The organism is Micromonospora sp. RL09-050-HVF-A, assembly GCF_019374995.1.
Lineage (GTDB): Bacteria > Actinomycetota > Actinomycetes > Mycobacteriales > Micromonosporaceae > Micromonospora > Micromonospora antibiotica.
This window is the reverse complement of record NZ_JAGKQP010000002.1, coordinates 261,556-288,046: the sequence shown is the minus strand read 5'-3', so window position 1 is coordinate 288,046 and position 26,491 is coordinate 261,556. Positions and strand designations below refer to the sequence as shown.

The 26,491-nt window shown below is 73.9% G+C and carries 30 protein-coding genes; 11 read left to right on the top strand and 19 right to left on the bottom strand.

Features of this window, described 5'->3' with window-relative positions; all coding sequences use genetic code 11:
* Nucleotides 1-47: 47 nt before the first annotated feature.
* The 3 genes from J7462_RS01555 to J7462_RS01545 form a co-directional block, all read right to left on the bottom strand.
* Nucleotides 48-956, bottom strand: coding sequence for a DUF2336 domain-containing protein (locus J7462_RS01555; protein WP_219460734.1), 909 nt, complete (start codon nt 954-956; stop codon nt 48-50).
* A gap of 108 nt (nt 957-1,064) precedes the next feature.
* Complete coding sequence (locus J7462_RS01550; protein WP_219460731.1) at nt 1,065-1,727, bottom strand: response regulator transcription factor; 663 nt, start codon at nt 1,725-1,727, stop codon at nt 1,065-1,067.
* The gene (locus J7462_RS01545; RefSeq protein WP_219460727.1) at nt 1,724-2,842 is read right to left on the bottom strand and encodes a sensor histidine kinase; all 1,119 of its coding nucleotides are present in this window, start codon (nt 2,840-2,842) and stop codon (nt 1,724-1,726) included. The genes J7462_RS01550 and J7462_RS01545 overlap by 4 nt, the downstream gene beginning before the upstream one ends.
* A gap of 220 nt (nt 2,843-3,062) precedes the next feature.
* Here J7462_RS01545 and J7462_RS01540 point away from each other — a divergent pair, with 220 nt between their 5' ends.
* From J7462_RS01540 to J7462_RS01525, 4 genes are all read left to right on the top strand, one after another.
* Nucleotides 3,063-3,500, top strand: coding sequence for a DUF6223 family protein (locus J7462_RS01540; protein ID WP_219460724.1), 438 nt, complete (start codon nt 3,063-3,065; stop codon nt 3,498-3,500).
* Between the two features lie 118 nt (nt 3,501-3,618).
* Entirely contained in the window at nt 3,619-4,590 is a 972-nt protein-coding gene (locus J7462_RS01535) for a PaaX family transcriptional regulator C-terminal domain-containing protein (RefSeq protein WP_219460721.1), read from the top strand.
* A 256-nt stretch (nt 4,591-4,846) separates the two neighbouring features.
* Entirely contained in the window at nt 4,847-6,091 is a 1,245-nt protein-coding gene (locus J7462_RS01530) for a cellulose binding domain-containing protein (RefSeq protein WP_219460718.1), read from the top strand.
* Between the two features lie 166 nt (nt 6,092-6,257).
* Nucleotides 6,258-6,416 carry a hypothetical protein gene (locus J7462_RS01525; protein ID WP_219460715.1) on the top strand — a complete coding sequence of 53 codons (159 nt, stop codon included), beginning with the start codon at nt 6,258-6,260 and terminating at the stop codon, nt 6,414-6,416.
* A gap of 89 nt (nt 6,417-6,505) precedes the next feature.
* Here the strand turns inward: J7462_RS01525 and J7462_RS01520 are convergent, their stop codons facing one another.
* From J7462_RS01520 to J7462_RS01485, 8 genes are all read right to left on the bottom strand, one after another.
* Nucleotides 6,506-7,285 carry an IclR family transcriptional regulator gene (locus J7462_RS01520; RefSeq protein ID WP_219460714.1) on the bottom strand — a complete coding sequence of 260 codons (780 nt, stop codon included), beginning with the start codon at nt 7,283-7,285 and terminating at the stop codon, nt 6,506-6,508.
* A gap of 1 nt (nt 7,286) precedes the next feature.
* Nucleotides 7,287-7,667, bottom strand: coding sequence for a 4-carboxymuconolactone decarboxylase (gene pcaC, locus J7462_RS01515; protein WP_219469907.1), 381 nt, complete (start codon nt 7,665-7,667; stop codon nt 7,287-7,289).
* A complete protein-coding gene (gene pcaD, locus J7462_RS01510; RefSeq protein WP_255597542.1) occupies nt 7,667-8,440 on the bottom strand; it encodes a 3-oxoadipate enol-lactonase in 774 nt (257 codons plus the stop codon). The genes pcaC and pcaD overlap by 1 nt, the downstream gene beginning before the upstream one ends.
* Nucleotides 8,437-9,777 (bottom strand): 3-carboxy-cis,cis-muconate cycloisomerase, encoded by a 1,341-nt coding sequence (pcaB, locus tag J7462_RS01505; protein ID WP_308290688.1) that lies wholly within the window; start codon nt 9,775-9,777, stop codon nt 8,437-8,439. Before pcaB ends, pcaD begins: the two co-directional genes overlap by 4 nt.
* On the bottom strand, nt 9,752-10,324 hold the full coding sequence (pcaG, locus tag J7462_RS01500; RefSeq protein WP_219460707.1) for a protocatechuate 3,4-dioxygenase subunit alpha: 573 nt from the start codon (nt 10,322-10,324) through the stop codon (nt 9,752-9,754). Before pcaG ends, pcaB begins: the two co-directional genes overlap by 26 nt.
* Nucleotides 10,317-11,069 (bottom strand): protocatechuate 3,4-dioxygenase subunit beta, encoded by a 753-nt coding sequence (pcaH, locus tag J7462_RS01495; protein ID WP_219460705.1) that lies wholly within the window; start codon nt 11,067-11,069, stop codon nt 10,317-10,319. The genes pcaG and pcaH overlap by 8 nt, the downstream gene beginning before the upstream one ends.
* A 12-nt stretch (nt 11,070-11,081) precedes the next feature.
* The gene (locus tag J7462_RS01490; protein WP_219469901.1) at nt 11,082-11,852 is read right to left on the bottom strand and encodes a CoA-transferase; all 771 of its coding nucleotides are present in this window, start codon (nt 11,850-11,852) and stop codon (nt 11,082-11,084) included.
* Nucleotides 11,853-11,940: 88 nt separating this feature from the next.
* Complete coding sequence (locus tag J7462_RS01485; RefSeq protein WP_208570595.1) at nt 11,941-12,759, bottom strand: CoA transferase subunit A; 819 nt, start codon at nt 12,757-12,759, stop codon at nt 11,941-11,943.
* Between the two features lie 258 nt (nt 12,760-13,017).
* Here J7462_RS01485 and J7462_RS01480 point away from each other — a divergent pair, with 258 nt between their 5' ends.
* The 6 genes from J7462_RS01480 (at nt 13,018) to J7462_RS01455 (ending at nt 18,858) form a co-directional block, all read left to right on the top strand.
* A complete protein-coding gene (locus J7462_RS01480) occupies nt 13,018-14,190 on the top strand; it encodes a 4-hydroxybenzoate 3-monooxygenase (protein ID WP_219460702.1) in 1,173 nt (390 codons plus the stop codon).
* Nucleotides 14,191-14,459: 269 nt separating this feature from the next.
* Nucleotides 14,460-15,434 (top strand): ABC transporter substrate-binding protein, encoded by a 975-nt coding sequence (locus J7462_RS01475; RefSeq protein WP_219460699.1) that lies wholly within the window; start codon nt 14,460-14,462, stop codon nt 15,432-15,434.
* Between the two features lie 75 nt (nt 15,435-15,509).
* Nucleotides 15,510-16,310, top strand: coding sequence for an ABC transporter permease (locus J7462_RS01470; RefSeq protein WP_219460695.1), 801 nt, complete (start codon nt 15,510-15,512; stop codon nt 16,308-16,310).
* Entirely contained in the window at nt 16,307-17,131 is an 825-nt protein-coding gene (locus tag J7462_RS01465) for an ABC transporter permease (RefSeq protein WP_308290686.1), read from the top strand. The genes J7462_RS01470 and J7462_RS01465 overlap by 4 nt, the downstream gene beginning before the upstream one ends.
* Nucleotides 17,124-17,936, top strand: a complete 813-nt coding sequence (locus J7462_RS01460) for an ABC transporter ATP-binding protein (RefSeq protein ID WP_219460691.1) — start codon at nt 17,124-17,126, stop codon at nt 17,934-17,936. Before J7462_RS01465 ends, J7462_RS01460 begins: the two co-directional genes overlap by 8 nt.
* A gap of 28 nt (nt 17,937-17,964) precedes the next feature.
* The gene (locus J7462_RS01455; RefSeq protein WP_255597541.1) at nt 17,965-18,858 is read left to right on the top strand and encodes a PaaX family transcriptional regulator C-terminal domain-containing protein; all 894 of its coding nucleotides are present in this window, start codon (nt 17,965-17,967) and stop codon (nt 18,856-18,858) included.
* Here the strand turns inward: J7462_RS01455 and J7462_RS01450 are convergent.
* From J7462_RS01450 to J7462_RS01435, 4 genes are all read right to left on the bottom strand, one after another.
* Entirely contained in the window at nt 18,782-20,308 is a 1,527-nt protein-coding gene (locus J7462_RS01450; RefSeq protein WP_255597540.1) for a long-chain fatty acid--CoA ligase, read from the bottom strand. The genes J7462_RS01455 and J7462_RS01450 overlap by 77 nt on opposite strands.
* A 61-nt stretch (nt 20,309-20,369) precedes the next feature.
* The gene (locus J7462_RS01445) at nt 20,370-20,822 is read right to left on the bottom strand and encodes a MaoC family dehydratase (RefSeq protein WP_219460685.1); all 453 of its coding nucleotides are present in this window, start codon (nt 20,820-20,822) and stop codon (nt 20,370-20,372) included.
* Nucleotides 20,819-21,721 carry an amidohydrolase family protein gene (locus J7462_RS01440; RefSeq protein ID WP_219460682.1) on the bottom strand — a complete coding sequence of 301 codons (903 nt, stop codon included), beginning with the start codon at nt 21,719-21,721 and terminating at the stop codon, nt 20,819-20,821. The genes J7462_RS01445 and J7462_RS01440 overlap by 4 nt, the downstream gene beginning before the upstream one ends.
* Nucleotides 21,722-21,799: 78 nt before the next feature.
* Nucleotides 21,800-22,726, bottom strand: coding sequence for an SDR family NAD(P)-dependent oxidoreductase (locus tag J7462_RS01435; RefSeq protein ID WP_219460679.1), 927 nt, complete (start codon nt 22,724-22,726; stop codon nt 21,800-21,802).
* 82 nt (nt 22,727-22,808) lie between these two features.
* Here J7462_RS01435 and J7462_RS01430 point away from each other — a divergent pair, with 82 nt between their 5' ends.
* The gene (locus tag J7462_RS01430; protein ID WP_208570586.1) at nt 22,809-23,276 is read left to right on the top strand and encodes a MarR family winged helix-turn-helix transcriptional regulator; all 468 of its coding nucleotides are present in this window, start codon (nt 22,809-22,811) and stop codon (nt 23,274-23,276) included.
* Between the two features lie 18 nt (nt 23,277-23,294).
* Here J7462_RS01430 and J7462_RS01425 read toward each other — a convergent pair whose 3' ends face one another.
* Genes J7462_RS01425 through J7462_RS01410 form a run of 4 tightly spaced genes read right to left on the bottom strand, consistent with a single transcriptional unit; the run spans nt 23,295 to nt 26,364 of the window.
* The gene (locus J7462_RS01425; RefSeq protein WP_308290685.1) at nt 23,295-24,023 is read right to left on the bottom strand and encodes an IclR family transcriptional regulator; all 729 of its coding nucleotides are present in this window, start codon (nt 24,021-24,023) and stop codon (nt 23,295-23,297) included.
* Between the two features lie 54 nt (nt 24,024-24,077).
* Nucleotides 24,078-25,121, bottom strand: coding sequence for a PDR/VanB family oxidoreductase (locus J7462_RS01420; protein WP_308290684.1), 1,044 nt, complete (start codon nt 25,119-25,121; stop codon nt 24,078-24,080).
* Complete coding sequence (locus J7462_RS01415; RefSeq protein ID WP_219460673.1) at nt 25,118-25,324, bottom strand: hypothetical protein; 207 nt, start codon at nt 25,322-25,324, stop codon at nt 25,118-25,120. The genes J7462_RS01420 and J7462_RS01415 overlap by 4 nt, the downstream gene beginning before the upstream one ends.
* A complete protein-coding gene (locus J7462_RS01410; protein WP_219460667.1) occupies nt 25,321-26,364 on the bottom strand; it encodes an aromatic ring-hydroxylating dioxygenase subunit alpha in 1,044 nt (347 codons plus the stop codon). Before J7462_RS01410 ends, J7462_RS01415 begins: the two co-directional genes overlap by 4 nt.
* Between the last annotated feature and the right edge of the window lie 127 nt (nt 26,365-26,491).

Genomic DNA, 26,491 nt, shown 5'->3' with positions numbered 1-26,491 from the left:
CCGCAGGCGGGAACGGCGGAACGGGCCGGACCCGGCGCCGGGCGGACTCAGCGCCGGGCGTCGCCCGACCGGCCGCGACCGGGCGTCCCGGCCCGGTGACCGACGCGCGGCACGCGTACCACCGGGGAGGTCGCCGCCCCGGGGCGGAACTCCCGGGCCGCACCGGCCACCATCTCGTCGGGGTCGTCGGCGAGCACCTGCCGCAGGTGCGGCGGGACGAACTCCGACGTCGCCACCGCCATCCGCACCTGCACCGACCGGTCGTCGACCAGGTCGCGCAGATCCGCCTCGTCCAACTCGACGGTCAGCACCAACGCGGCGCGGACGTCCGGCACCGGGTCCCGGGCGAGCGCGCCGCGGTGCACGGCGGTGGTCCGCGGATTGCGGGCCAGCCCCTTGCGTACCCGGGCCGTCCGATCGGCCAGCAGGGCGGTGATCACCTCGGGGTCGTGGGTGTGGGTGGCGAGCCGTTCCCGCACCTCGGGTGAGACGTCGTCGACCAGCCGCGCGGCCAGCTCCGGCTCCAGCTCCCGCGACTCGGCGAGCAGACCACGCAGCTCCTTGTCCGCGGTCTGCGCCATCACCCGACGCACCGATTCGTCGCAGGCCGGATTGCCGGCGACCGCCCAGCGGACCCACCGGTCGGCGTCCTTGACCAGGCGCAGGAGGTTGGCGATCGAGGTCGCCGGGTTCCTCGCCACCGCCTCCCGCACCTCACGGTCCGGGTCGCGGGTCAGCGGACGCAGCGCCTGGGCGGGCGCGTCGGCCCGGGTGGCTACCGCCCGGCGGACCACCGGCGACGGGTCGGCGGCCAGGTCGATCAGGGTCAGATGGGCCGTGCCGGGGTCCTGCGCGAGGGCGAGCCGGGCCTCGACCCCACCGTCCGTCGCCTCCTGCGCCGCGGCACCCGACCCACTGCGACGGTCGGTCCCGCCGACGTCCTGCTGCTTGCCCATGGGCGTCATCATGTCACGGCCCACCGGGCACGCCGCGAGGCCGACCGGTGCCCCGACCCGCCACCCTCCCGACCCCGCCCGTACGTCACACCCGGGCCGCCGTGGCGCTCATCCTCCGCCGGGGGCGACCAGGCCGGACTCGTAGGCGATGATCACCAGTTGGGCCCGGTCGCGGGCGTGGAGCTTGGTCATCGCCCGGTTGATGTGGGTCTTCGCGGTCAACGGGCTGATCACCAACCGGGCGGCGATCTCCGCGGTGGACAGCCCCCGCGCGACCAGGACGACGGTCTCGCGCTCCCGGCCGGTCAGCCCGGCCAACCCGACGCCGGCGTGGACCCGGGGGCGGGCGGCGACGTACCGGTCGATGAGTCTGCGGGTGATCGACGGCGCGAGCAGGGCGTCACCCCGAGCGGCGACCCGGACGGCGTGCAGGAAGTCCTCCGGCACGACGTCCTTGACCAGGAACCCGGCCGCACCGGCGCGTAACGCGTCGAAGACGTACTCGTCCAGGCCGTAGTTGGTCAGGATGACCACGTGCACCCCGGTCAGGGTCGGGTCCGCGACGATGCGCCGGGTCGCCTCGATGCCGTCCATCACCGGCATCTGGATGTCGAGCAGCGCGATGTCCGGCCGGTGCCGGCGGGCGAGCGTCACCGCCGCCACACCGTCGGCGGCCTCCCCCACCACCTCGATGTCGTCCTCCATGTCGAGCAACGCACGGAAGCCGCTACGCAGCAGCGGTTGGTCGTCGACCAGCAGGACCCGGATCACGGCGTGCCACCCGTGGGAAGCTCGGCGCGGACGGTGAACCCGCCGTCCCCGCGCGGTCCGGCGCGCAGCCGGCCGCCGAGCGCGGCCACCCGTTCACGCATGCCGAGCAGTCCGACGCCGCGCGTCGGCACGCCGGTCGGGAGGGCGCTGCCGTCGTCGTCGACCTGGATGGCCAGCGCACCCGGACGGTAGTCGATCCGGACCGACGCCGTGGCGGCGGCGGCATGCCGGGTGACGTTGGTGAGGGACTCCTGGACGATCCGGTACGCCGTCCGACCGACCGCCGTCGGAACGTCGTGCGGGTCTCCCCCGACGGTCAGTGTGGTGTCCAGCCCGGCTGCCCGGGCCTGACGCACCAGTTCCGGGACGTGGTCGAGACCGCGCGGCGTGGACCCACCGTCGTCCCGTAGCACCTCCAGGGTGGCCCGCAGCTCCCGGGTCGCCTCCCGACCGGCCGCCCGGATCGCCAGCAGGGCCTCCGGCACCTCCTCGCCGCGCTTGCGGGCCAGGTGCACGGCCACCTCGGACTGCACCTTGATGACCGATATCTGGTGGGTGAGCGAGTCGTGCAGCTCCCGCGCGATGTGCAGTCGCTCCTCGTCGGCCCGACGCCGTGCGGTCTCCTCCCGGGTACGCTCGGCCTCGTCCGCCCGCCGCTCGGCCTGCCGCAACGCCTCCCCCGCCGCACCGGCGGCGACCAGCCAGGCCAGTTCGAGCACCCCCCGGGACCGGGCGAGAGCCGCGCCCAGGGCCAGTTGCTGCGGCGGGCCGAGAACCACCAGCGGCAGCGCCACCAGCATCGTCACCGCCGCCACCACCGTGGCCGTGCGGTGCCCCGCCCGGACGGCGGCGTACACGGCGAACAGGAAGGCGACGGCGGGCACGTCGAAGCCGGCCGCCTGGCACCCCACCGCGCACGCCCCGGTGCCGACCAGCACGGCGACCGGGGCGCGGCGGCGGGCGGCGAGGGTCAGGCCACCGGCCGCCAGCAACGCGTAGCCGACCGGGGAGCGACCCGGGTCGCCGGAATGACCGGCCAGCCCGGCGACCACCAGCGTGACCGCCACCGCGCCGGCGATCGCCCAGTCCCGGACACCGCGGCGTGCTGTGCTCATCCGCGCACCCTAACCGGGTGCCGCCGCCCGGCGGGTCCTGCTGGCGGACGACCCGGGGGCTACCACGGACGCGGTACCCCTACCGCGTCGGCGGTGCCCGGGTACGCCCCGGCGGCAGTGCGAACCGTCCACGTTCGCCGGACGACGACGGCCGGGCCCGGCGACATGATCGGGGAGACCGGCGCGCGGGACCACGCGTCGTGGACAGAGGAGCATCATCATGCGTGCAGCAGGCAATTCCCGGGCGTCCCGACTGGTGTCGACGACCGTCACCGCCGCCGTTCTCGGCGGGACCTGGTTCGCCGCCCCGGCATCGGCGCACCCCTCGGCGCGGCAGGCCGCCGTCGACGTCACCACCATGAGCGCCGGGCGACTCGGGGCGACGCTCGCCGCGCTGCTGGGTCTGGCCGGGCTGGTCATCGGCGGGCTGGCGCTGGGCCGGCCCACCGTCCGGCCCGGCGGCGGACGGCGCGGCGCCGTCCTGGCCCTGACGGCAGGGGTGGTCGGCACGGCCCTGGGCGCTCTGGTGGTGGCCACTTCGGACAGCGGCATCGGCACCGGCAACGGACGCGGCGGCGGTTACCTGGCCCTGGTGCTGGGGTTGCTCGCCGTCGGGCTGGGCGGGCTGGCGCTGACCCGCAGCCGCCGGGCCGGGTGAGCCGGCCACCGGCGCGGCGGCCCCGGGCCTCCCGGTGGGGCAGGGCGACCCGGCGACCGGGTGAGCCGCCGGGCCGGCCAGCGGCGTCGAACGTCCGGCGGTGCGGCAATCTGACGGGGTGAACGCCGAACAGCCCGTCGACGACGTCCGCACCCCCCGGGCCCAGCACGGGTCGAGCCCGCAGCACCTGCTGGCCACCCTGCTCGGCGAATACCTCGACTCCGCGGTGGCCGACCTGCCGTCGGGGGCGGTCATCGCGATGCTGCGGGAGTTCGGGGTCACCGAGCCCAGCGCCCGGGCCGCCCTGTCCCGGCTGGTCAAGCGGGGCCTGATCGCGATCCGGGGCGACACCCGGCCGCCGGTCTACCACCTCACACCTGCGGCGATCGCCCGACACCGCTCCCGGATGCGGCACTTCCTGGACTTCGGCGCGCAGCCGCCACCCTGGACCGGGGACTGGGTGCAGGTCTCCTTCTCCCTCCCCAGCTGCGGCCAGGCGGCCCGGCACACGGTGCGCCGGGCGTTGACCGCGCACGGTTTCGTGCGGCTCTACGACAGCGTGTGGATCACGCCGGGCAGTCACGCCGCACCGGTCAGGGCGGAGCTGGAGGCGCTGCTGCACCCCGTCGAGGGGGCCCGCTGGTCGGTGCTGCACGTCCGCTTCGACGAGGAGGCCGGCCCGCACGGCCCGGCTGCGGCGTACGACCTGACCGGGCTGGCCGCCGGCTACGCGGCCTTCGTCGCGCGGTTCGCGCCGTTGCGGGTGGCCGCCCGCCGGGGCACGGTCGACCCGGCCACGGCGCTGGTGGCGCGGACCTCCGCGATGGACTCCTGGCGCAGGTTCGCCGACACCGACCCGGACCTGCCCACGCACCTGCTGCCGACGCCCTGGCCCCGCCAGCAGGCCCGGGAGACCTTCCTGGACATCCACGCGGGGCTCGGCGCACTCGCCCAGGCCCGCCTGGTCGAGGTGACCACCCCGCACTGGCCGGACGCCGCCGGGTGGATCACCCACTTCCACGCCGCCCGCGACGCCGCCCGCCCGGAGCCGACCGGCGGCTCGTGCGGAGCCCTCCGCCGCACCGGCTGACGCCGGGGGTGCGGCTGTGCCCCGGCCGGCAACGCACGGACGGCGTCGGACCGGTCCGCCAGACGGGCAAGACATTGACACTTTTCGTTACCGCAGTGATAGTAACTGCATACCGCGACCGCCTGTGGGGACTGCGGCCGGCCGGTCGACGCGTCCACGTCGGCCCGCCCGTTGCCGGCGCTGACCACCCTGGTCGGGCCCGGCGGCAGACCCGCCACCGCAGGGGGTGCCACCGCCGACACCCGCAGGAGGGTGCATGCCAAGGAGATCGAAGCTGTACGCGGGCCTGACCGCCGCGCTGGTGCCGGCAGCAGCCGTGCTGATGGCCCTCGGCGCGACGCCGGCCGACGCCGCAGTCGGCGGATCGGGGCCCTATCCCGCCGACTACGAAACCGCGACCAGCCTGCCCAACCACACCATCTTCCGACCCCAGACACTGCCGACCGAACGCCTGCCGATCCTCGTGTGGGGCAACGGCGGCTGCTCGGCCAACGGTCTCTCGCAGGGCAACTTTCTGCGCGAGATCGCCTCGCACGGCTTCCTGGCCATCGCCAACGGCGGCCCGAACGCCTCCGGTTCCACCAACTCGCAGATGCTCACCCAGTCCATCGACTGGGCGGTGGCGGAGAACTCCCGCCAGGGCAGCAAGTACTACAACCGGATCGACACCGGCAAGGTCGCCGTCGCCGGCTTCTCCTGCGGTGGTCTGGAGGCGTACGCCGTCTCCAACGACCCCCGGGTGACCACCACCGGCATCTTCAGCAGCGGCCTGCTCAACGACGCCGACGACTACCAGCTGCGACGGCTCACCAAACCGATCGCCTACTTCGTCGGCGGGCCCAGCGACATCGCCTACCCCAACGCCATCGACGACTGGGGCAAGCTGCCCACCGGACTGCCCGCCTTCATGGGCAACCTCAACGTCGGGCACGGCGGCACCTACGACCAGCCCAACGGGGGCGAGTTCGGCCGGGTGGCGGTGCTCTACCTCAAGTGGCGGCTCAAGGGCGACACCACCGCCGGCAGCAACTTCGTCGGCGCGAACTGCGGGCTGTGCCGCACCCAGTGGACCGTCCAGCAGAAGAACCTGACGCTCGACGGCCCGCCGCCGACCACCCCGCCGCCCACGACCCCACCACCCACCACTCCCCCGCCGACCACCCCGCCGCCGACGACTCCCCCGCCCACCACTCCCCCGCCCGGTGGGGCCGGCTGCACCGCCGTCTACGCCATACAGGACCAGTGGAACGGCGGGTTCGTCGCCAACGTCAGCGTCACCGCCGGGTCCGCCGCGCTCACCGGCTGGCGGGTCACCCTGACCCTGCCGGGCGGCGCAGCGGTCAGCTCGGTGTGGAACGGCGTCGCCACCGGCACGAGCGGCACCATCACCGTCACCAACCAGAGCTACAACGGACGGCTGGGCGCCGGGCAGGGCACCAGCTTCGGGTTCCAGGGCACCGGGACCGGCGCCGGCGCCACCGCCACCTGCACCGGCAGCTGACCGTCGCGCAGCCGGGGAAGCAGTCCGTGCGGGTGGGCCGGGGCCTGGTGCCGACCCACCCGCACGACCCCCGGGTGCCCGGACGACGGTGGGCGCTACGGGGTGCCCGGACGACGGACGGCGCTGCGGGGTGCCCGGACGACGAGCGGTGTTCCAGGGTGCCGGAATGACGAGCGCACCCCGGGAGGCGGAATCCCGCATCGGTCCGGTCGGCGCGTTGCTCTGCCGGCTGTTCTTCGTGGCCATCTGTCTGCCCGGCACGGTCCTGCTCGCCGCCGACGTGACCGGCCCGTCGATCCGGGACTCGTGCCCGGCCGGCAGTTGACCGCCGTCGTGGACCCGGCGAGCCGGCTCTACCGGGTCCAGTGACGACAGGGCACCGGTGCCGACGGGCCCGGGGCGGTGGCGGCCGGTTCAGGACGATCCGCGCAGGTCCTCCTCGATCCGCCGGGCCGTGGCCAGCAGCGGTGGGAGCAGTTCCCGCCGGATCAGCTCGAACGACCCCCGGCTGGCGTGGGCGGACAGGTTCACCGCCGCGACCACCGTGCCGTGCGCACCGTGGACCGGCGCGGCCAGCGACCGTAGTCCCTCCTCCAACTCCTGGTCCACGATCGCGTACCCCTGGGCGGCGATCTTCGTCAGGATCGCCCGTAGCTTCGCCGGGTCGGTGACGGTGCGCCGGGTCAACTGTTGCAGCTGCGCGGTGGCGAGGTAGTCGTCCAGCCGGTCCGAAGGTTGCGCGGCGAGCAGCACCCGACCCATCGACGTGGCGTACGCGGGGAACCGGGTGCCGACGCTGATCCCCACCGTCATGATCCGTTTGGTGGGCACCCGGGCGACGTAGACCACCTCCTCGCCGTCGAGCACCGACACCGAGCAGGACTCGTGCACCTGCGCGACCAGCGCTTCCATGTGCGGTTGGGCGATCTCGGGCAGGCTCAGGCCGGACAGGTAGGCGTAGCCGAGGGCGAGGATCCGCGCCCGCAGCGAGAACAGCCGGCCGTCGGTGTGCACGTACCCCAGCTCGACCAGGGTGAGCAGGAACCGGCGGGCCGCGGCCCGGGTCAGCCCGGTGCGGCGGGCCACGTCGCTCAGGGTGAGCTGCGGATGCTCGGCGTCGAACGCCCGGATCACCGCGAGCCCACGCTCCAACGACTGCACGAACTCCGGTGACCGTGCCGCCTGACCGCCCACCTCACCCAGCCTCCCGCCGCAGGGCCTCCCGGGCCACCGTGAACGCCCGGTTCGCCGCCGGTACGCCAGCGTAGACGCCCACCTGGAGCAGGACCTCCGCCACCTCCTGTTCGGTCAGCCCGTTGCCCAGCGCGGCCCGTACGTGCATCGCCAACTCCTCCTCGTGGCGCAGGGCGGCGAGCACGGCGAGGGTGATGCAGCTGCGGGTACGCCGGTCGAGGCCGGGCCGGGTCCACACCTCCCCCCAGGCGTAGCGGGTGATGAAGTCCTGGAAGTCGGCGGTGAACCCGTCGGTGCCGGCGACCGCGCGGTCGACGTGCGCGTCGCCGAGCACCTGCCGGCGTACCGTCATGCCGGCCTCGTGCCGCTCGTGGTCGTCCATCATCCACCCGGTTCCTCGAAGTGTTCCCGCAGCAGTCGGCCCACCCGCGCGGGTTGCTCGACGTTGGCCAGGTGCGCCGCGGCGTCGAGGACGACCAACCGCGCACCGGGGACGCGTCCGACGATCTCCCGGGCGTACGCCACCGGGGTGGCCGGGTCGTCCGCGCCCGCGACGACCAGGGTCGGTGTGACGATCCGGCCCAGTTCGGGGCGCAGGTCCATCGCGGCGATCGCCTCGCAGCAGGCCGCGTATCCGGCCGGGGAGGTCGCGGTCAGCATGGTGCGGTGCGCGGCCACCACGTCCGGCCGGGCGGTGGCGAACGCCGGGGTGAACCAGCGGGCCACCACCGCGTCGGCGATCGCCGGCAGGCCACCGGCGCGCACCGTCGCCGCCCGTTCCCGCCACGGCCCGGCCGGGCCGAGCCACGCCGAGGTGCACAGCAGGGCCAGCCGCCGCACCCGGTCGGGCGCGTGGGCGGCGAGCCACATGCCGACCATGCCGCCGAGGGACAACCCCGCGTAGTGGACCCACGGCACGTCGAGACGGTCCAGCGTCCGCAGCAGTTCCCGGCCCAGCAGATCCAAGGTGTACGGCCCGGCCGGCACCGCCGACCGACCGTGGCCCAGGTGGTCGTACCGGATGACCCGAAACCGCTCGGCCAACGCCGGGACCTGGGGTTCCCACATCGCGGCGGTGGTGCCGAGGGAGCCGCCGAGCAGCAGCACCGGCGCGGTGGCCGGACCGTCGACGGTGAGGTGCAGCCGGGCGGTCATGCCTGCGCTGCCCGGGCGGCGGCCAACGCCCGGTCGACGAACACGCCGGCCGACCCGAGCCAGCGGTACGGGTCGAGCGCCTCGTCGATCTCCCTCCCGGACAGGTGGGCGCGGATCTCGGGGTCGGCGAGCAGCGCGGCGCGGAACGCGGGTGCGGCGGCGGCACGGGCGACCAGGTCGTGCGCGACGTCGCGGCCGACGGCGGGGGCCAGCCGGGCGGCGACGGCCTCGGCGAGCACCCGCCCACCGGTCGCGTCGAGGTTCGCCCGCATCCGCCCGGGATCGACCCGCAGCCCGGCCAGCAGCCGGGCGCACCGGCCGCTGGCGCCGCCGGCCAGGTGCAGCAGGTCGCGCAGCGGCTCCCATTCGGCGTGCCAGCCACCGGCGGCCCGCTCGTGCTCCTGCACCGCTGCGGCGTACAACGTGGCGACGAGGCCCGGACCACGGCGCGCGGCGGCACCGATCAGGATCGAGTCCACCGGGTTGCGTTTGTGCGGCATGGCCGAGGAACCGCCCCGGCCGGTGCCGCCCTCGGCGACCTCACCGACCTCGGTTCGGGCGAGCAGCCCGACGTCGAGCGCCACCTTGCCGGTGGCCGTGAGTAGGCCCCCGAGGGCGGCGGCCAGGTCGAGGCGGGGTTGTCGGCGGGTGTGCCAGGGCAGCGCGGGCGCGGGCAGCCCCAGCCGGACGGCGAACCGGGCGGCGATCTCGGGGCCGGCCGGGCCGAGTGCGGCCAGGGTGCCGACCGCACCGCCGAGTTGGGCGGGCTGCCCGTCGCCGGCCTGTCGGAGCCGGTCACGGGCCTGCGTGAGGCCGGTCAGCCAGCCGGCGGCGGTGAGCCCGAACGTGGTGGGTGCCGCCTGCTGTCCGAGGGTCCGGCCGACCAGCACGGTGTCGCGGTGGGTGTCGGCGAGCCGGGCGGCGGCGGCGACGGCCTCGTCGAGGTGGCGCAGCACCGGTCCGAGTGCCCGGACGACGACCAGGCTCAGCGCGGTGTCCATGATGTCCTGGCTGGTCGCTCCGTGGTGCACCCACCCCCGGGCGGGCCCGGGCACGGCGGCGGTCAACTCCCGCACGAGCGGGACGACCGGGTTTCCGGCGGCGTCGGCGGCCCGGCCGAGTGCCGCCGGGTCGTACCGCTCGGCGTGGCAGCGGGCGACGATCGCGTCGGCCGCCCGTGCCGGCAGCACCCCGGCGTCCGCACCGGCCCGGGCGAGTGCGGCCTCCGCGTCGAGCAGCGCCCGCAGCAGGGCCAGATCGTCGAGTTCGCCGTCCACGTCCGGGTTGCCGGACAGGCCGGAGAGCAGGCCGTCAGAGGGCGAAGAAGACGGTCTCACGGTCACCCTGCAGGTGGATGTCGAAGCGGAACCCGTCCGGCGCGGCAGCGGCCAGCAGGGTGTCGCGGCGGTCGGGGTCGATGCCGGTCAGCACCGGGTCGGTGGCGTTCGCCGCCGGCTCGTCGGGGAAGTAGAGCCGGGTGACCAGGCGGTGCAGCAGCCCCCGGCCGAGGACCGACAGGGTCAGGTGCGGTGCCTCGACGCCGCCGTCCGGGTCGGGCAACGCCCCCGGTCGGACGGTGAGCAGCCGGTAGCACCCCTGGTCGTCGGTCTCGCTGCGCCCGAATCCCCGGAACCCGGCGAGCGCCGGTGGCCGGGCCCCACGCGGGTCGTCCGGATGGTCGAACCGGCCGTCCGGGTCGGCCTGCCAACTCTCCACCAGCGCGTCGACCACCGGCGCTCCGGTGCCGTCGACGATCCGGCCCCGGATCCAGAATGCGCCGGGGGTGCCGTCGGGGACGACGTACGGGCCGTCGGGCCAGCGCAGCCCGATGCTCAGGTACGGCCCGACGGTCTGCGCGGGGGTGACGCCCAGCCGGTCACGCATCGTCGTCGCCGTCCTCGAAGGGGGTGTCCTCCCGGCCCCGCAGCACGATGTCGAACGCGTAGGCCAGCGCCCACTCCGGCTCGGTGCCGGCGTGGTCGTACCGGGCGATCAGCCGTTGCCGGGCGGCGGGGTCACGGACGGAGTGCAGCACCGGGTCCTGGAAGAAGAGCGGGTCGCCGGGGAAGTACATCTGGGTGACCAGGCGTTGGGTGAACGCCCGGCCGAAGAGGGAGAAGTGGATGTGCGCCGGCCGCCAGGCGTTGTCGTGGTTGCGCCAGGGGTAGGCCCCGGGCTGCACGGTGACGAACCGGTACCGTCCCTGGTCGTCGGTGAGCGTGCGTCCCACGCCGTCGAAGTGCGGGTCGAGCGGGGCCGGCCAGGTGTCGCTGGTGTGGCGGTAGCGTCCGGCGGCGTTGGCCTGCCAGATCTCCACCAGTGTGTGGGGCACCGGGCGGCCGTCGCCGTCGCGGACCCGGCCGTGCACGATGATCCGCTGCCCCTGCGGTGGCCCGTCGTGCTGGCGGGTCAGGTCGTGGTCGAGGTCACCGACCCGGTCGTGGCCCAGCAGCGGCCCGGTGACCTCGGTCAGCCGCTGCGGCAGGTGGGCCAGGGGTCGCCGTGGTGCCCGCGCCACCGTCGACCGGTAGTCGGGGCTGAGCAGGGGCGGGTGGACGTCGACGTCGTCACGCCGGTACGCCGGCAGCACGGGCGCCCTGCCGGCCCGATGGGCGGTGTCCTCGGTCATCGTCGTCTCCCGTCAGACGGTCGGGCCTGGGGCCGGTGGCCGGTCGGCAGGGGTGCCGTGCCTGGTCGCCTCCAGCGCGCGCAGCACCGCCAACTCGTGGGCCGTCGGCGGGTCGTTGGTGGTCAGCGGGTCGGCGACGGCGAGGTCCCAGCCGGTCGCCGCCCGCGCCTGCTCCCGGGTCACGCCGGGGTGCAGCCGGGTCAGGGTCAGCTCGCAGCTGACCGGGTCGGGTTCGAGGACCCCGAGGTCGGTGATCACCAGTCGGGGGCCGCCGCCGCGCAGGCCGAGCCGTTCCCGGCCCCCCGGCCCTGTCCCGTACCCGACGGAGGTGACGAAGTCGACCCGTTCGGTGAACGTACGGCGGTTCTGCCGCACGATCACCACGACCTCGCCGCAGGAGGCGGCGATCTCCGGCGCCCCACCGGCACCGGGCAGCCGGACCGCCGGGGTGGCGTAGTCGCCGACGACGGTGGTGTTGAGGTTGCCGTACCGGTCGAGTTGCGCCGCACCGAGGAAACCCACGTCGATCCGGCCGGGTTGGAGCCAGTAGTTGAACACCTCGGGCACCGACACCACCGCGTCGGCGGTGTCGGCGAGGACGCCGTCGCCGATGGACAGCGGGAGCCGGTCGGGTTTCGCGCCGAGGCAGCCGGACTCGTAGATGAGCACCAGGTTGGGGGCGTGGGTGACCCGGGCGAGGTTCGCCGCGGTGCTCGGCAACCCGATCCCGACGAAGCAGGCCGTGCCGTCGCGCAGTTGCCGGGCGGCGGCGACGGTCATCATCTCGTCGGCGGTCCAGTCGGTGCCCGGACGCGGGCCGCTCACCTCGACACCCCGGGGCGCGGTCGGTGCCCGGTGGCGGGCCGCGCGTTCACGCCGCCGCCCCGGCCCGGTGCACGTGCCGGTCGAGCCAGGCCCGGAAGGTGTCGCGGTCCCGGCTGACCGCGTCCCAGGCCCGGTAGAAGTCGTTGTCCCGCACCGAGTAGCCCTGGGCGTAGGAGGGGTGCGCGCCGCCGGGTACCTCGGCGACGGCGGTGACCGCCCAGCCGGGCAGCACCACCTGGCCGGGCACCGGCGTCAGCTCGGCCACGATCTCCTCGACGGTGACCAGCGAACGGTGGGCGGCCAGCACCGCCTCCTTCTGCACGCCGGTGATGCCCCACAGCTGCACGTTGCCGGCCCGGTCGGCGCGCTGGGCGTGCACCACCGTCACGTCGGGGCGCAGGGCCGCCACGGCGGTCAGGGTCTCGCCGGTGAAGGGGCAGTCGACCGGCCGGATGTTGGCCGTGTGCCGGGGCAGGTCGGTGCCGGTGTAGCCGCGCAGCACGGCGAACGGCAGCCCGGACGCGCCGGCCACGTAGCGGTTGGCCATCCCGGCGTGGCTGTGCTCCTCCAGCTCCAGCGGACCCGGCCAGGCGTGCTGCACGGCGTCGCGGAACCGGTGCAGCGAACCGACTCCCGGGTTGCCGCCCCAGGAGAAGACCAGGCGGCGGGCACATCCCGCCCCGATGAGCTGGTCGTAGATGACGTCGGGGGTCATCCGCGCCAGGGTCAGCTCCCGGCGTCGCTGGCGGATGATCTCGTGACCGGCGGCGAACGGGATGAGGTGGGTGAACCCTTCCAGGGCCACCACGTCGCCGTCGTGCACCAACTCCGCCACGGCGTCGGCCAGCGGGACGAGCTTCGCCATGGGCCTGCCACCTCGCCTCGGACTGGTGTTCGCCATGCGGACTTTCGTGCTCATGTCGAACGTACGGCCGGCGGCGACATCCGTCAATGTCCTGCCTCGCCCCCGGCGCCGGTCGACAGGCGTCCGGGCAGGGCGTTGACGGGAGCCGGGGCACGTGCCAACGTTCTAGAAGAGAACACCCGTTCGGTCAGCGAACACCGTCGGCGGCCCGTGGCCGGAGCCAGGTGGCGGTCAGGCGTCCAGGAAGGACGGACCGGGATGCGTACCCAGGTCGGCATCGTCGGCGCCGGGCCGGCGGGACTCATGCTGTCGCACCTGCTGCACCGGCAGGGCATCGCCTCGGTGGTGTTGGAGAGCCGCAGCCGCGAGCACGTCGAGCAGCGGCTGCGCGCCGGGGTGCTCGAACAGGGCTCGGTCGACCTGCTCTGTCGCACCGGCCTCGGCGAGCGGCTGCTCCGCGAGGGGCTGCGGCACGAGGGCATCGAGCTGCGCTTCGCCGGGGAGTCGCACCGGGTGCCGATGACCGAGCTGACCGGGCGGGCGATCACCGTTTACGGGCAGCAGGAGGTGGTCAAGGACCTGATCGCCGCCCGCCTCGCGGCCGGCGGCACGATCCTGTTCGACGCCGAGGTGACCCGGCTCGACGGGCTCGACTCCCCCGACCCGGTGGTCCACTACCGACGCGACGGCCGCGAGGAGGAGCTGCGCTGCGACTTCGTGGCCGGCTGCGACGGGTTCCACGGGGTGAGCCGGGGCGCGGTGCCCGACGGGGTGCTGACCAGCTACGAACGGGCGTACCCGTTCGCCTGGCTGGGGGTGCTCGCCGCCGCCGCGCCGGCCGTGGAGGAACTCGTCTACGCCCACCACGAGCGGGGTTTCGCCCTTTACAGCATGCGCTCACCGCAGGTCTCCCGGCTCTACCTCCAGGTCGCCCCCGACGAGGACCTCGCCGCGTGGCCGGACGAGCGGATCTGGGCGGAGCTGCGGGTCCGGCTGGAGACGGTGCCGGGCTGGTCGCTCACCGAGGGGCCGGTGCTGGAGAAGTCCATCACCCCGATGCGCAGCTTCGTGGTGGAGCCGATGCAGTGGGAGCGGCTGTACCTGGCCGGGGACGCCGTGCACATCGTCCCGCCGACCGGGGCGAAGGGCATGAACCTGGCGCTGGCCGACGTGGCGCTGCTCGGCGACGCGTTCGCCGCGTGGTACGACCAGGGCCGCACCGACCTGCTGACCGGCTACTCGACCACCGCGCTGCGCCGGGTGTGGCGGGCGCAGCACTTCTCCTGGTGGATGACCTCGATGCTGCACCGGTTGGCGCACGACGACCCGTACGAGGCGAAGTTGCAGACCGCGACGCTGCGGTACGCCGCCACCTCCCGCGCCTACGCGACGAGCCTGGCCGAGAACTACGTGGGCCTGCCCGAGGTCTGACCGGCCCGGACCGCAGCTCAGCCCGGGGTGGTGGGCACCCCGCGATGCCCCTGCCGTCAGGTGCGACGGGGGCGACGCCACCATGACGCACCGTCGTTCAACTTATCCATGACGGGCGTCAGAAATTCTTGACTTTCGATGCCGGGGTGGCTGACCATGGCCAACACAGCGGCGTACGCCCCTCACGCAGCGGTCGTCCCCCGCAGATCCGAGGCATCCCGCCGGCTTCCGACGCACCCCACCACCCCCGCCCAGGAAGGGCCTCGTCAATGAAGAAGGTCATGGCTCTCGGGTTGATCGCCGTCACCGCGATCGCCCTCACCGGATGTACCGACTCCGACGCGTCCACCCCGTCCGCGCCGACCTCCGGCGACCTGCGCAAGGTCCGGGTCGCGGCGCTGCCGATCACCGAGACCGCCGCGCTGTGGGGCGGCATCAAGGCGGGCATCTTCGCCGAGCGGGGGCTCCAGGTCGAGGTGGTCCCCGCCCAGGGCGGCGCGCAGGCCATCCCGGCGTTGATGAACGGCGACATCGACTTCGCGATCGGCCAGCCCTTCGGCCCGTTCCGCGCCGACCTGCAGAACCTCGGCGTCGTCATCATCGGCAACTACGCCTCCTCGTACGCCGACGGCGACGACATCAACGCCGTGGTCGCCTCGGCGAAGTCCGGCATCAGGCGACCGGCCGACCTCGCCGGCAAACGGGTCGCGGTCAACAGCCTGGGCGCGGCCGGCGACGTCACCATCATGGCGGCGGTGGAGCAGGACGGCGGCGACCCCAAAAAGATCAAGTTCGTCGAGGTGGCCTTCCCCGACGCCCCGGCCCAACTGGCGGCGGGCAACATCGACGCCGCCTGGGTGCCCGAACCCTTCGTCACCCAGCTCAAGAGCCGGGGCGACACCCTGGTCGTCGCCCCCTACCAGGCGGTCGTCCCCGGCCTGGCCACCCTCACCACGATCACCACGACCGCCCGCACCGACAAGGACGCCAAGCTGGTCGAGGACTTCTCCGCGGCGATGAGGAAGACCCTGGAGTGGGCGCAGGACCCCGCCAACCAGCCGGCCGTACGACAGGCCATCAAGGACAACCTCCAGCTGCCGCCGCCGGTGGCGGAGTCGGTCCGGCTCCCGGCGTTCGGCTGGGACGTCGACCGGGCGAGCCTGCAGAAGCTCGCCGAACTCGCGCAGAAGTACCGGGTACTCGACCGGCAGCCCGACCTCGACCGGCTCATCCGTCAGCAGTGACCCGGGGCGGCACCGCCCGTCCCGGCCGACGCACCGGGACGGGCCGGCCGCGCCCCCCGCGACCACGGAGGTGACATGCGCCTGCCCCCCACCCGACGCCCCCGCGCGCCACGCAGGGCGCTGCTGGGCGTCGCCGGCCTGGCCGGGTTCCTCGCCGTCTGGCAGAGCGTCCCGGCACTCGGCCTGATCGACCCGCAGTACCTGCCCTACGTGACGGACGTGCTCGCCCGGCTGTCCGAACAACTCGTCGACCTCGCGTTCTGGCGGCGGCTGGGCAGCACCATGACCTCCTGGGCGATCGGCCTGACGGTGGCGACGATCGCCGCCGTCGGTCTCGGTACGGTCGTCGGCCTGGTGCCGTTCCTACGGCGGGCCACCCACACGATGGTCGAGTTCCTGCGCCCCATCCCGTCGGTCGCCCTCATCCCGCTCGCCGTGCTGATGTTCGGCATCCAACGGCAGGCCGCCCTGGTCATCATCGTCTACGCGTCGTTCTGGCAGGTGTTCGTGCAGGTGATCTACGGGGTCGCCGACGTCGACACGGTCGCCCGGGACACCGCGCTCAGCTTCGGCCTGCGCCGCTGGGAACGGTGGACGCACCTCGTCCTGCCGACCACCCTGCCGTACCTGCTGACCGGCCTGCGGCTGGCGGCGGCGGTGGCGCTCATCCTGGCCGTCACCGCGGAGATGGTGATCGGCAACCCGGGCCTCGGCCGCATGATCGAGCTGTCCCGCTCCGCCGGCGACGCCGTCGGCCTGTACGCCCTCGTCGTGGTCACCGGACTGCTCGGGCTGGCGGTGAACCTCGTGTTCCGGTTCGTCGAGCAGCGGACGTTGTCCTGGCACGAGTCCGTCCGTGGGGAGCGGGCGCTGTGACCGCGTACCCGGGGAGGACGGTGGCCCCGCCGCGCCGCCGCGCGGTCGGTCACCGCACCGCGGCGGGTGTGCTGCACGCGCTCGGGCTGCCGATGCTGCTGCTGGTGCTGTGGGGCCTAGTGGCGACCAGGACGACGAGCCGGTTCTTCCCCGACCCGGTGACGATCGCCGACGCCTTCGTCGACACCTGGATCGGGCCGGCGTTCGTCGAGGACGTGCTGCCCAGCCTCGCCCGCCTCGGCCTCGGCGTCGCCGCGTCGATCGTGCTCGGCGTCGCCGCCGGCACCGTCATCGGCCTGACCCCGTGGCTGCGGGAACTGCTCGAACCGCTGCTGGAGTTCCTCCGGGCGATCCCGCCGCCGGTGCTGATCCCGGTGATGATGATCCTGCTCGGGATCACCGACACCATGAAGGTCGTGGTGATCGTCTCCGGCGCGGTCTGGCCGATCCTGCTGAACACGATCGAGGGGGTCCGGGGCATCGACAGCGTGCTGACGCAGACCGCGCGGTCGTTCCAGGTCACCTGGTGGGAGCGGCTGTGGTTCCTGGTCCTCCCCGCCGCCAGCCCCCGGATCATGGCCGGTGTGCGGCAGGGCCTCTCGGTCGCGCTCATCCTGATGGTCATCTCCGAGATGTTCGCCTCGTCGGCCGGGCTGGGTTACCGGATCGCCTACTTCCAACGCAACTACCTCATCGCCGAGATGTGGAGCGGCATCATGCTGCTCGGCGGGGTCGGCGTGCTCCTCGCCGTCGTCTTCGGGCTCGTCGAACGGCGCGTGCTGCGCTGGTACCACGGAATCAGGGAGGTCAACCGTGCCTGACCGGGGCACCCTGCTGCGGGTGGAGCAGCTACGCAAGGTCTACGAGTCCCCCACCGGCGACGTCGAGGCGATCGGGGACCTCAGCTTCACGATGGACGCCGGCGAACTCGTCTGCATCGTCGGACCGTCCGGGTGCGGCAAGACCACCCTGCTGAAGTGCCTCGCCGGCCTGCTGCGCCCCACCGGCGGTGTGGTCGAGATGCACGGGACGCCGGTGACCGGCCCCAGCCCCGCCATGGCCGTGGTGTTCCAGGAGTACGGCCGCAGCCTCTACCCGTGGCTGACGGTGCGCGGCAACGTCGAGCTGCCGCTGCGGCACAAGAAGCTCTCCCGCGCGCAGCGGGACACCCTGGTCGCCGACGCGCTCGACGCGGTGGGTCTGGCGCACGCCGCCCGCAGCCACCCGTGGCAGCTCTCCGGCGGGATGCAGCAGCGGGTGGCGATCGCGCGGGCGGTGGCGTACCAGCCCGAGGTCCTGATCATGGACGAACCGTTCGCCGCGGTGGACGCGCAGACCCGGGCCGACCTGGAGGACCTGGTGCGTGAGCTGCACGCCCGGCGCGGGATCTCGGTGCTGTTCGTCACCCACGACATCGACGAGTCGGTCTACCTCGGGCAACGGGTGCTCGTGTTGTCCCACGCGCCGACCCGGGTCCGCGAGGACGTCGCGGTCGACCTGCCGGCCGAGCGCGACCAGATCACCACCCGCGCCCTGCCCCGGTTCACCGAGCTGCGCACACACGTCTACGGCGAGATCCAGCGGGCCAAACGCGGGCACAATGTGGCCCCGCGACCCGCGCCGTGAGCGCGCCGGGCGACACCCGTCGGAGGGGATGACTGTGGGTAGGCGTCAGCCGAAGCAACTGGTGCTCGCCTTCTTCGGCGAACACGTCGTCGACGCCGACACCGGGCCGATCCGGGCGAGTGTCCTGATCACCGTGCTGGAGGGGGCCGGGGTCGCCGCACCGGCGACCCGGGCCACCCTCGACCGGCTGGTGCGCAGCGGCATCCTCGCCCGGGGCCGCAGCGGCCGGGAGACGTTGTTCTCGCTGACCGAGCACGGCGCGGCGGTGCTGCGTGAGGCGACGTACCGGGTGCGCGGGCCGAGGCCGTTCGACCCGCAGGGCAGCGGCTGGACCCTGGTCACCTTCTCCATTCCGGAGGGGCAGCGCACGCTGCGGCACCGGCTGCGCTCCACCCTCACCTGGGAGGGCTTCGCGCCGATCCGCGACGGGCTGTGGCTGGCCCCCGGCGAGGTCGACCTCGCCGGGTCGCTGGAACCGCTGCGCCAGGACCTCGCCCCGCACGCCGTGGTCGCCTTCCACGCCCGCGAACTCGCCGGCTTCCCGATCGGCGAGAGCGTACGCGCCGCCTGGGACATCGAGGCGATCCGGCGCGAGCACCTCGCGTTCATCGACCGGTGGGCCGACCCGGCCGCGACCACGGCGGCGGCGGGCGCGCTGACCCTGCGCACGATGCTGGTGGCGGACTGGCTGGCGCTGCTGCGGGCCGACCCGAGGCTACCGGCGGAGTTCATGGACGCGCAGTGGCCGGCGGCCCGATCGGTGCAGACCTACCGTCGGGCGCACCGGGCGCTGACCGAGGCGTCCACGGCGGAGTTCGCCGCCCTCGTCACCCACCGGCCCACGGTCAGCCGGCGAACCGCGCCCGCAGCTGCGTCTTCCGCACCTTCCCCGACGCGGTCCGCGGCAACTCGTCCACGATGACCACGTTCCTGGGCAGCTTGTAGCGGGCGATCCGACCGTCCAGGTGCGCCCGCACGACGGCGGTGTCCACGCACGCCCCCTCCCGTACGGTCACCACCGCCCACGGCACCTCACCCCAGCGGTCGTCGGGCACCCCGATGACCGCCGCCGAGACCACCCCGTCGATCTCGCCGAGCAGCAGCTCGATCTCGGCCGGGTAGATGTTCTCGCCACCCGAAATGATCATGTCTTTGAGTCGGCCGGAGACGTGGAGGCAGCCGTCGTCGTCGAGGCGGCCCAGGTCACCCGAGCGGAACCAGCCGTCGGCGGTGAACGCCTCGGCGGTCGCCGTCGGCAGCCCGTGATAGCCGGGAAAGACGTTGGGCCCGGCCACCTCGATCTGACCCACCTCACCGGCGGGCAGCACCGCCCCGCCCGGGTCGGTGATCCGCACGTCGGTGAAGAAGTGCGGCAGACCGACGCTGCCCTGCTTGGCCCGGGTCATCGCCGGTGGCAGCGCGGTCACGCCCGGCGACGCCTCGGTCATCCCGTACCCCTGGGAGAACGACAGGCCGCGCGCCTCGTAGGCGTCGAGGATGCGGGTCGGCACCGCGGAGCCACCGCAGGTGAGCTTCGCCAGCGTCGACAGGTCGGTCGTGGCCCAGTCCGGGTGGTCGGCCAGCAGCTGGTAGGTGGTCGGCACCCCGCTGAGCATGGTGACCCGGTGCCTGGCGATCTGCGCGAGCGCCCGGCCCGGCTCGAAGCCCCGCTCGACGACCATCGTGGCGCCCTTGAGGATGACGGGCAACGCGCCCATCCCCAGCGAGGCGACGTGGAACAGCGGCGAGATCATCAGCGCCACGTCGGTCGAGACGACGTCGTAGTCGACCACACAGTTGAGGGCGACCCAGGTGAGGTTGCCGTGGGTCAGCACCGCACCCTTGGCCCGCCCGGTCGTGCCCGAGGTGTAGACGATCGCCGCCGGATCGTCCGGGCCGGTGGGGGCAGGACCGGGGTGCCCGGCGTCGACCGCCCGGGTCAGCCGGGTCAGGCCCGGCCGCTGCGGGGTGCCCTCGCCGGTGACGACGGTCTGCGGAGGCCGCGCGGCAGGCAGGGCGGCGGCCACCGGTGCGGCGAACTCCGGGTCGTGGATCAGCACCCGGGCCGCGCTGTCGGTCAGTAGGTGACCCACCTCGGGAGGTGCCAGCCGGGTGTTCACCGGCACGAAGACGGCGCCGACCTGCGCCACCCCGAACATCACCTGGAGGAACTCCGGACTGTTCTCCCCCAGGTAGGCGACGGCGTCACCGACGCCGACACCACGCCCCCGCAGCACCGCCGAGACCCGGTCCACCGCGTCGGCGAACTGGGCGTAGGTGACGGTCGCGTCCGCGCCGTGGACGAGGGCGACCTTGTCCGGGGACCTGAGCCGACGCCTGGCCACCCAGGCACCGATTCCGTGCTGGTGCATCAGCAGTCTCCTGGTGGTGGAGGTGGTGGTGGTGGGTCACCCGGCGCGGACGCCGCCGGGCTCAGCCGTGGAAGCGGTACAACCCCCGGGCGACCACCGCCGGCTTGACGCCGCCCTCGATCTCGATGCTCTGGTCGACGGTGAGCTGGTAGCCACCCCGGACCTCGACCACCTCGACGACGGTGGCCCGCATCCGCACCCGCGCCCCGACCACGACCGGCGCGGGGAAGCGCACCCGGTCGAGGCCGTAGTTCACCTTGGTGGTCACCCCCTTGACCTCCAGCAGCTCGGTCCAGAACGGCACCGCCAGGGACAGGGTGAGGAAGCCGTGCGCGACCGGTGCGCCGAACGGGCCGGCCTTGGCCCGTTCCGGGTCGACGTGGATCCACTGGTGGTCGTCGGTGGCGTCGGCGAACAGGTTCACCTGGTCCTGGGTGACCGTGCGGTAGCCGGTGTGCCCCAGGTCGGTGCCGGCGAGGTCGGCGAGCTGGTCGTAGGTGATGGTCGTGGTCATGGCGCTTCCTCTCGTCGTTCCCGGGCGAGGCCCAGCAGCCGGGCCGCGTTGTCCTTGAGGATGCCCGGGAGCACGTCCGGCTTGAGGTCGGTGGCCGCCACGTCACGCAGCCACCGCTCGGGGGTGAGCAGCGGGTAGTCGGTGCCGAAGAGCACCCGGCGGCTGAGCACCGAGTTGGCGTGGCGTACCAGCTCCGCCGGGAAGTACTTCGGGCTCCAGCCGGACAGGTCGATCCAGGTGTTGGGCTTGTGGGTGGCCACCGACAGCGCCTCGTCCTGCCAGGGCACCGACGGGTGGGCCATGACGATCTGCAGGTCGGGGAAGTCGGCGGCGACCGGGTCGAGCAGCATCGGGTTGGACAGGCCGAGCCGCAGCCCGTAGCCGCCCGGCAGGCCCGCGCCGATGCCGGTCTGCCCGGTGTGGAAGATCGCCGGGAGCCCGGCCCGCTCGATCAGGGCCCACAGCGGCGCGTACGCGTCGTCGCCGGGGTCGAAGCCCTGCACCGTGGGGTGGAACTTGAAGCCGCGTACCCCCTCCTGCTCGATCAGCCGGGCGGCGAGGTCGAGGGCCGGCCCGCCGGTGCGCGGGTCGACCGAACCGAAGGGGATCAGCACGTCGGCGTGCTCGGCGGCGGCGCGGGCGATGTCGACGCTGGACAGCGGCGGATGCCGCAGTTGGGTGCCCGCGTCCACGGTGAACACGACGGCGGCCATGCCGCGCTCGCGGTAGTAGCGCGCCACCGCGTCGACCGCCGGCCGGGGCCCGTCCGTGCGGAAGTACTTCGACACGGCCGCCACCAGCGGTGCGGGCAGCGAGGCGTGACCGTGGTCGTCGACCTCGATGTGCACGTGCATGTCGATCGCGGTGACGGCGTCGAGGTCGATCGCGGGCTGGTACATGGGCGGCAACCTCCGTCGGGCGGGTCCGGTCCGGCGGGCGGGCGGACGGTCTCGTCGGTCAGGTGACGGTGGGCCGGGTCAGGGATTGGCCGGCTGGAACTGGACGGGCAGCTCGGGGAAGCGTTCGCCGACGCTCTGCGCGGCCCCGTCGAACGTGGTCGGCCAGGCCTCCACCAGCGCGTCGTAGGTCCAGCCGCCCTCGCGGTAGGCGGTCACCGCCGCCTCCGGGTGGGTCCAGATCTGGAGGCGGTCACCACCCACCCCGATCACCTGCCCGGTCACCTGGGCGGCCGCGTCGGACGCGAGGAACGCGACCAGACCGGCCACGTCGGCGGCCGTGCCGAAACCGAGGTCGTGCCGGAAGAACGCGGGCATCGGCTCACCGGCCGCCTCGGCCCGCACCGCAGCGGCGAAGTAGGGGACGGTGGCGGTCATCGCGGTGGCGGCGACCGGGACGACGGTGTTGGCGGTGATGCCGGCCCGCTTCAGCTCCAGCGCCCAGGTGCGGACCATGCCGACGATGCCCGCCTTGGCCGCCGCGTAGTTGGTCTGACCGAAGGTGCCGCGTTGACCGGTGGGTGACCCGATGCAGATGATCCGTCCGCCCGCGTCGGCCTGCCGCATGTGCCGCACCGCCTCGCGCACCGTGGTGAACGTGCCGCGCAGGTGCACGGTGACGACGGTGTCGAAGTCGTCGTCGGTCATCTTCCACAGCACGGTGTCGCGCAGCACGCCGGCGTTGGTGACGAGGATGTCCAGTCGGCCGAAGTGCGCGACCGCCGTGCTGACGAGTTCCTGCGCGGTCTCGGTCGGGCCGACGGGCGCGGTCACCGCGACGGCCCGCCCGCCCGACGCCTCGATCGCCGCCACCGCGTCGGCCGTGGCGCGCGCGTCGACGTCGTTGACCACGACGGAGGCCCCCCGCCGCGCCAGCTCCTGGGCGTAGGCCAGACCGAGGCCACGCCCGGACCCGGTGACGATGGCGACTTTGCCGTCCAGTGACATGGGCACTCCCTTTCGTCGATGCGATCTGAGCACGAACCGTTGAGAATGTCAATTATTCGGGAACCTTGCTACCATCGTCGCCATGTCCCCCGCCGAACGGACCCGGCCGACCGGACGCGACCGGCTGCGGGACAGCACGCTCGCCGGTGACCTGAGCTTCCTGCTGGCCCGCGCCAACGCGCGCGCGCTCGCGGCGGCCAACACCGCCCTCGCCGCACACGGACTGAAGGCCCGCTCCTACTCGGTGCTCGCCCTGGCCGCCGACGACGTCCGCCCGACCCAGCGGGAACTCGCCGAATTCCTGCACCTCGACCCCAGCCAGGTGGTCGCCCTGATCGACGGGCTGGAGCAGCGCCAACTGGTCGAGCGGCACGCCGACCCCGCCGACCGCCGGGCCAACGTCCTCACCGCCACCGACGCCGGACGGGCCCTGTTCGCCCGCGCCCAGGACGCCGTCCGCGCCGTGGGGCTCGACTCGCTGGCCAGCATGACGCCCCGCGACCACGAACGGCTGGCCCACCTGCTGCGACTGCTCGCCTTCCCCGACTGACGCCGGTCCGGCCGGTGGTCACCGGTGCGCGCCGCCCAGCGCCCGGGACAGCACCCGGCCCGCGGCCTGCACCAGCGGGGCCAGCGCCAGCGGGTCCGCCCGGGACCGGTCCACCACCAACGACAGCGCCGCCACCACCCCCTCCGGGGCGCGGATCGGCGCGGCCACCGACAGGGCGTCCATGGTCACCTGCCGGTCGCTGACCGCGTACCCGACCCGGCGCACCTCGGCCAGACAGCGGCGCAGCCGCCCCGGATCGGTGACGGTCAGCTCGGTGTACCGCTCCAACGGCGCGGCCAGCACCCGCTCCTGCACCCCGACCGGCGCGTAGGCGAGCAGGACCAGACCGACGCCGGTGGCGTGCAGGGCGAAGCGGCCACCCACCCGGGTGAGCACCGGCACCGCGTGCCGGCCGGCGATCCGCTCGATAAAGACGAGTTCGAGATCCTGCCGGACGGCGAGCTGCACGTTCTCGTGGGTCACCTCGTACAGGTCCTCCATCACCGGCAGGGCCACCTCCCGCAACCCCAGCCCCCGGGGCGCCAGCGAACCCACCTCCCACAACCGCAGGCCGATCCGGTACCGCCCGTCGACGCCGCGTTCCAACGCCCCCCAGGCGAGCAGCTCGGCCGCCCGGCGGTGCACGGTGGACAGTGGCAACCCGGTGCGCCGGGCCAGCTCGCTCAGCGTCAGGGCCGGGTTCGCCGGGGTGAACGCGTCCAGCAGCGCCAGCACCCTGCTGGTCACCGACCGTCCCGGTTGGCCGCGCATCCCACCATCCTCCCCGCCCGCGCCGGCCGGTCACAGCTCCAGGACGAGCCGGGGCGTACGGGCCCGGGAGACACAGATCATCATGGTGTCCCCGGCGGCCCGCTCCTGCGCGGTGAGCAGGCTGTCGCGGTGCTCCGGCACCCCGGCGAGCACCGGGGTCTCACAGGTGCCGCAGGTGCCCTCCCGACAGGACGACAGGACCGGCACCCCGGCCTCCTCCACCGCCCGCAGGATCGGCACCCCCGGGGGCACGCGTACCGTGCGCCCGGAGAGGGCGAGTTCGACCTCGATCGCCGTCTCCGGCCCGTCGGCGTCGCCCCGGGGGGTGAACCGCTCGACGTGCAGTCGGCCGGGCAGCCAGTCGGCGCAGTGTTCCTCCACTGCCCGGACCAGGGATTCCGGGCCGCAGCAGTAGACGAGGCCGTCGCCCGTTCGGCCCAGCAGCCCGGTCAGGTCGAGCAGCCCGGTCTCGTCCTGCGGACAGAGGCACACCCGGTCGCCGTACCGCTCCCGCAGGGTCGTGGCGAAGGCCATGGTGGCGCGGCTGCGTCCGCCGTACGCCAGCCGCCAGTCGGCACCGGCGGCGTCGGCCGCGTCGACCATCGGGCGGATCGGGGTGATCCCGATGCCACCGGCCACGAAGAGGTAGCGCCGCGCCGCGACCAGCGGGAAGGTGTTGCGGGGCCCGTGCACCCGGACGGTGCCGCCGACAGTGAGCCGGGCGTGCGCCAGCCGGGAGCCACCGCGACCGTCCGGCTCCCGCTGCACGGCGATCCGTAGGACGGACCGGTCGGCCGGATCACCGCAGAGGGAGTACTGCCGCACCAGTTCCGGGCCCAGCGCCAGGTCGACGTGCGCGCCCGGGGTCCACCGGGGCAGGTCACCACCGTCCGGGCGGGCCAGCCCGATCTCGACGACCTCCGCCGCCACCCGCTCCCGGGCCACCACCGTCAGTTCCACCCCGACCAGCCCGTCCCCGCCCGGTCCGTCCCTCGTCGGCCCGTCCCCGACCGGCCCGTCCCCGACCGACCCGTCCCCGACCGGCCCGTCCCTCGTCGGCCTGTCCCCGGTCATGCCGGCACCGCCAGCCGGGCGGGCGGGCCGGATGCCGGCACGGTCGTCGTCGCGTGGCCCCGCGGGTGGCCGAGCAGCCACTCCCACAAGGCCACCGGCTCGTCGGCGAGGCGCTCGGCGCCACAGTGGCAGGTCCCGCGCAGCACGTCGGTGCCCGGCACCCAGTGGACCCGGTAGACCCGCTGCCCGGCGGGTGCGGTCACCGGGGCGCTCCCACCGTCCCGGAGCCGACCAGCCGGGCCAGCAGCCGTCGGGCGGCCAGCCCACCGGTGTCGATGTTGATGCTCAGCTCCTGGTATCGCTCCGGTTCGGCTGCGATCACCCGCTCCAGGGTGTTCAGCGCCGCCACGTCCTGCATCACCACGGTGTGGTTGCTCTGGTGCAGGTACGCGCTGACCGACTCGTCGTCGACCGCGAAGTCGCGCGCCACCGCCCAGAAGTCGTACGTGGTGTGCGCGGTCGACGGGGTGATGGCGTAGACGATCTCGGCGTGGAAGGCGTCGCTGTCCTCCCCCTGCGCGGGCGGGTAGACGCCCTGCGGGGCGATCCGGCTGTGCAGCAGGTAGAGGCACGGCGGGTGGTACTCGATGTCCTGCCAGCGGGTGATCCGGCCCTGGATGCCGGTCGAGCGGGCGTAGAACGGCGGGCACTCGGCGTCGTCCATGTGCCGGCTGACGTGCACGACACCCCGTTCCTCGTCGACCTCGGTGGTGATCGGGGTGTCCGCCACCTCGGGGGTGCCGATGTAACCGCCGTGCAGGTAGGTCTCGTGGGACAGGTCCATCAGGTTGTCCACCAGCAGGCCGTACCGCGCGTCCAGCGGGGCCATGCCCCGGACCACCGCGTACCGGGGGTCGGCCAGCCAGGGCGCGCGGGGGATGGTGGCCGGGTCGGCCCGCTCCCGGTCCCCGATCCACACCCAGACGAAGGAGTCCTGTTCCACCACCGGGTAGGCCGCGACCCGCGCGGTACGCGGAATCCGCTGCTGACCGGGTACGAAGACGCAACTGCCGGTGGGGTCGTAGGTGAAGCCGTGGTAGCCGCAGACGATCGTGTCGCCGTCGAGGCGGCTCTGCGACAAGGGGAAGCGCCGGTGCACACACCGGTCGGCGAGCGCCACGGCCTCCCCGGCACCGGTGCGGTACAGCACCAACGGTTCACCGAGCACCGTACGGGCGAGCAGGTCCCGGCCGACCTCCCCGCCGTGGGCCGCCACGTACCACTGGTCCCGGGCGAACTCCATCCGAACGACCTCCCGCCGGGCGAACATCGATGGAGTCGAATCATTCCGTCCCGGGGTCCGGCGTGGACCAGGGCTTGCACTCAGTGGAATGCGGAGTGTCGGGGACCCGCCGGAGGCGGTGCCGGCC